1 protein-coding gene is annotated in these 1,587 nt (G+C 73.4%); it reads left to right on the top strand.

Annotated features, from left to right (window positions below):
• Positions 1 to 86 precede the first annotated feature (86 nt).
• The gene (locus J0670_RS37690; RefSeq protein ID WP_207817277.1) at positions 87 to 1,400 is read left to right on the top strand and encodes a geranylgeranyl reductase family protein; all 1,314 of its coding nucleotides are present in this window, start codon (positions 87 to 89) and stop codon (positions 1,398 to 1,400) included.
• Positions 1,401 to 1,587: the final 187 nt, after the last annotated feature.

The following is a 1,587-nucleotide window of genomic DNA, read 5'->3' as shown; positions in this document are numbered from 1 at the left end:
GCGGGGTTCTCTATCGTCCGTCTGGAACCGCCCAGTCCGCCGATTCCGTTGCGTGCGCAGCCGATCCGACCCAGGGGGAGTGCTCGATGCCCGGCCCAGAGCAGCAGGTGCGACCGGAGCGGCAGGCGCCCGCCCGGACCGAGGACAGTGCCGACGTCATCGTGGTCGGCGCGGGCCCGGCCGGCTCCACCGCCGCCTACCACCTCGCCCGTACCGGCCTGGACGTCCTGCTGCTGGAGAAGTCCGCCTTCCCGCGCGAGAAGGTCTGCGGCGACGGCCTCACCCCGCGCACCGTCAAGCAGTTGGTGGACCTGGGCATCGACGTCTCCGAGGAGGCCGGCTGGCTGCACAACAAGGGGCTGCGGCTGATCTCGGGGCGCCGCTCGCTGGAGTTCGACTGGCCCGAGCTCTCCGCCTTCCCCGGCTTCGGACTCGTGCGCCGGCGCGCCGACTTCGACGAACTGCTCGCCCGCAAGGCCGCCGCGGCCGGTGCCCGGCTGGTCGAACGCGCCAATGTGGCGGGCCCGTTGGTGGACGAGAGGTCCGGCCGGATCACCGGCGTCGCGGCCGGACTGGGCGAGGACCGCAGGCCCGTCGACTACCGGGCCCCGATCGTCGTCGCCGCCGACGGCAACTCCACCCGGCTGTCCGTCGCGATGAAGCGCTACCGGCGCACCGACCGCGCGATGGGCGTCGCCTACCGGACGTACTTCACCACCCCGCGCCACGACGACCGCTACCTGGAGGCCTGGCTCGACCTGCGCGACCCCACCGACCCGGCCCGGCGCCTCCTACCCGGCTACGCCTGGGTGTTCGGCATGGGCGACGGCACCGCCAACGTCGGCCTCGGCGTCCTGGACACCTCGAAGACGGACCCCGACTGGCGGAACCTGCTGCGCCGCTGGTGCGCCGACCTCCCGCCCGACTACGGCTACACCCCCGAGGCCGTCACCGAGCCCGTCCGCGGCTCCGCCCTCCCGATGGGCCTCAACCGCCAACCCCACTACGCCGACGGCCTGTTGCTGGTCGGCGACGCGGGCGGCACGGTCAGCCCCGGCACCGGCGAGGGCATCGCCTACGCGATGGAATCCGGGCGCTACGCCGCCGAGACCATCGTCCAGGCGCTCGCCCGGCGCACCGACCGCGGCCGCGAACTCGCCCTGCGCGCCTACCCGCAGGCACTGCGCTCCGCCTACGCGGGCTACTTCGCGCTCGGCCGGCTGGCCGCCGACCTGCTCGGCCGCCCCAAGCTGCTCGGCGCCGCCGGAGCCGCCGGACTCGGCCACCCGGCGCTGCTGAAGGTGGCGTTCCGGCTGATGGTCAACCTGACCGAGCCCGACTCCAAGGACGCCCTCGACCGGCTGCTGCACCTGATCGGGCGGGTGGCGCCCGGCCGGTGACGGCGGTGCCGGACCGTCCATCCTCGCGGGTGGGCCGCCCCGGCGTCCCGGGATTGGCTGAAATCGGGGAGTTCAGTGGTCCATTGATCAGGTCATGTTGACGGTTGATCAGGTGATCCGCTTGCCTGGTGTCGAACCGGCCACGGAGGGTGAGTGAAACACCCTCCGCGGCTCCGGTTCCGACCCG

Source organism: Streptomyces sp. FH025 (assembly GCF_017427025.1).
Classification (GTDB): domain Bacteria; phylum Actinomycetota; class Actinomycetes; order Streptomycetales; family Streptomycetaceae; genus Kitasatospora.
Note: the sequence above shows the minus strand (reverse complement) of the source record. Positions and strands in the feature narration are given on the sequence as shown.

Coding starts and splice junctions, on each gene's coding strand:
- J0670_RS37690 (WP_207817277.1), top strand. CDS start 87: ATGCCCGGCCCAGAGCAGCAGGTGCGACCGGAGCGGCAGGCGCCCGCC.